The 2758-nt window shown below is 62.8% G+C and carries 4 protein-coding genes; all 4 read left to right on the plus strand.

Annotated features, from left to right (window positions below):
* Positions 1-822 (plus strand): S1 RNA-binding domain-containing protein (locus tag ACH2CW_RS11990; RefSeq protein ID WP_395058392.1); only part of this gene is annotated, 822 nt, incomplete at its 5' end.
* A 70-nt stretch (positions 823-892) separates the two neighbouring features.
* A complete protein-coding gene (locus tag ACH2CW_RS11995; protein WP_188709294.1) occupies positions 893-1204 on the plus strand; it encodes an integration host factor subunit beta in 312 nt (103 codons plus the stop codon).
* A gap of 52 nt (positions 1205-1256) precedes the next feature.
* Complete coding sequence (locus ACH2CW_RS12000; protein ID WP_395058394.1) at positions 1257-1529, plus strand: lipopolysaccharide assembly LapA domain-containing protein; 273 nt, start codon at positions 1257-1259, stop codon at positions 1527-1529.
* Positions 1519-2664 (plus strand): lipopolysaccharide assembly protein LapB, encoded by a 1146-nt coding sequence (lapB, locus tag ACH2CW_RS12005; protein WP_395058396.1) that lies wholly within the window; start codon positions 1519-1521, stop codon positions 2662-2664. The genes ACH2CW_RS12000 and lapB overlap by 11 nt, the downstream gene beginning before the upstream one ends.
* Positions 2665-2758: the final 94 nt, after the last annotated feature.

A 2758-nucleotide genomic window follows, 5' to 3' on the forward strand; every position in this document is an offset into this window, starting at 1 on the left:
GACTACGGCGCATTTGTCGAACTCGAACCCGGTATCGAAGGCCTGGTCCACGTGTCCGAAATGGACTGGACCAACAAGAACGTGGCACCGAGCAAGCTCGTGACCCTGGGCGACGAAGTTGAAGTCATGGTCCTCGAGATCGACGAAGACAAGCGCCGCATCAGCCTCGGTATGAAGCAGTGCAAGGCCAACCCATGGCAAGAGTTTGCACAGGACACCAAGCGCGGCGACCGCGTCAAGGGCCCGATCAAGTCGATCACCGACTTCGGCGTCTTTGTGGGTCTGGCTGCCGGCATCGACGGCCTCGTGCACCTGTCTGACCTCTCGTGGAACGAGCCTGGCGAAGCTGCCGTGCGCAACTACAAAAAGGGCCAGGAAGTTGAAGCGATTGTGCTGGCTGTCGACGTGGACCGCGAGCGTATCTCGCTGGGCATCAAGCAGCTCGACTCCGATCCGTTCACCACCTTTGTGTCGATCAACGACAAGGGTGCGATCGTGACCGGCAAGGTCAAGACCGTGGATGCCAAAGGCGCCGAGATCGATCTGGGCGAAGACATCATCGGTTACCTGCGTGCCAGCGAAATCAGCCGCGACCGCGTTGAAGACGCGCGCAATGTGCTCAAAGAAGGCGACGAAGTCTCCGCAGTGGTGGTGAACGTGGATCGCAAGACCCGCAACATCCAGCTGTCGGTCAAGGCCAAGGACAACGCCGACCAGCAGGAAGCCATGGCGACCCTGAGCCAGCAGTCCTCGCGTGAAAGCGCCGGTCTGACGAGCCTGGGCGCCCTGCTGCGCGCCAAGCTGGACAACACCGAGAAGTAAACGGACCTCTGCGAATGGCGTGCCCGCTCCCCGGAACGGCACGCCATTTCGCCGCCCCCCCCCCACTCCCATGACCCGAAGCGATCTTGTCGAAGAACTGGCGGCCCGATTCAGCCAGCTGACTCACCGCGACGCCGAATATGCCGTCAAGACGATTCTTGACGCCATGAGCGACGCGCTGGTGCGTGGGCACCGGATCGAGATCCGGGGCTTTGGCAGTTTCTCCATCAACCGGCGCCCGCCGCGCATGGGGCGCAATCCGCGCTCCGGCGAAAGCGTGGCGATTCCCGAAAAACGCGTGCCCCACTTCAAGCCCGGCAAGGCCTTGCGTGAAGCGGTGGACACCCGCACCGAGGAAATGCTGGTTTCCCAGCCGAAATAGGTCTATTCCCGACGGGGCTGGCTACAATTGCCGCACCACAAGGGGACGCCAAGTGAAATACCTGATGTGGCTGCTCAAGGCAGCCATTTTTTTTACGCTTTTTGCGTTCGCGCTGAACAACCAGCAAGTCGTTTCCGTCAATTTCTTTTTCGGAACGCAGTGGCAGGCGCCGCTGGTGCTGGTGGTGCTGGTCACGTTTGCTTTCGGCCTGGCCGCCGGCATCCTGATGATGATGCCGCGCTGGTGGAAAAAACGCCAGAGCACGCGCCTCAACCCACAAAGCCAGCACAGCGAGAACCCCTCCACCCTGCACCATGGACTTTGACTTCACCTGGGTTTTACTTGGCTTTCCCATCGCCTTCACCCTCGGCTGGCTGGCGTCCCGCCTTGACCTGCGTCAGATGCGCATTGAAAACCGGCAGGCCCCCAAGGCCTACTTCCGGGGCCTGAACTTCCTGCTCAACGAGCAGCAGGACCAGGCGATTGACGCCTTCATCGAGGCGGTACAAAACGACCCCGACACGTCGGAGCTGCACTTCGCACTCGGCAACCTGTTTCGCCGCCGTGGCGAATACGAACGCGCGGTGCGTGTGCACGAACACCTGATGTCGCGCGGCGACCTGACCCAGCCCGAGCGCGACCGCGCACAACACGCGCTGGCGCTCGACTTCCTCAAGGCCGGTCTGCTGGACCGCGCCGAGGTTGCGCTGCGAAAGCTGGAAGGCACGAGTTACGAGGAAGAAGCCCGACTCGCGCTGCTGTCGATTTACGAACGCTCGCGCGACTGGACCCACGCCACGGAGATTGCTGGCAAGCTGGACAGCGCCAGCCACGGCAGCTTCAGCGGCCGGCAGGCCCACTACCTGTGCGAGCAAGCCCTCGCAGCGTCCGCGTCCGGCGACACCACGCGCGCCCTGGAAACGCTAGAGCAAGCGGTGAGCCTCGCTCCGACTTCGCCGCGCCCCCTGATTGATCTGGCCAAACTGCAAAGCCAACTGGGCCGGCACGACCAGGCATTTGCGACCCTGTTCAAGCTCGATCAAACCGCCCCCCAGGCCTTGCCGCTGGCGGCCAGCCTGTTGGGCAACATAGCGCAGCATGGCGGCCAGCAACAGCGCGCGCTGGACATGCTGCTGGCCAGTTACGCCGCCGCGCCGTCGATCGACCTCATTGAAGCCATCATCAAGCTCGATACCGGTCCGGGCGAGCCGCGCGACCGGTATGTGCAGCATCTGGAGCGCGAAGCCTCGCTGGTGGCTGCGGCCAAATGGATTGCCGGCGAAAAGCTCGGAGACGAACGCCAGCACGGCCTGGTGCAGCGCGCACTCGACAAGGCCACCAAACCGCTGATGCGTTACCGCTGCGCAGCCTGCGGCTTTGAGGCAACACAACATTTCTGGCACTGCCCCGGCTGCCAGGCCTGGGACAGCTATTCTGCGCGGCGCATTGAAGAACTATGAACACCCCCGTGGCTGCGCTTCGCTTGCCTTCCCCCTTGCAGGGGGCGACACCTGCGGCCTGGCAAAGCCAGTTCCGCGGTGTCTGCTTGAATAA

Source organism: Polaromonas sp., from assembly GCF_043778355.1.
In the GTDB taxonomy this organism is placed as follows: Bacteria; Pseudomonadota; Gammaproteobacteria; order Burkholderiales; family Burkholderiaceae_C; genus Polaromonas.

Bases quoted from the DNA above. Each gene is read 5' to 3' on its own strand.
- ACH2CW_RS11995 (WP_188709294.1), top strand. From the start codon at position 893: ATGACCCGAAGCGATCTTGTCGAAGAACTGGCGGCCCGATTCAGCCAG.
- lapB (WP_395058396.1), top strand. From the start codon at position 1,519: ATGGACTTTGACTTCACCTGGGTTTTACTTGGCTTTCCCATCGCCTTC.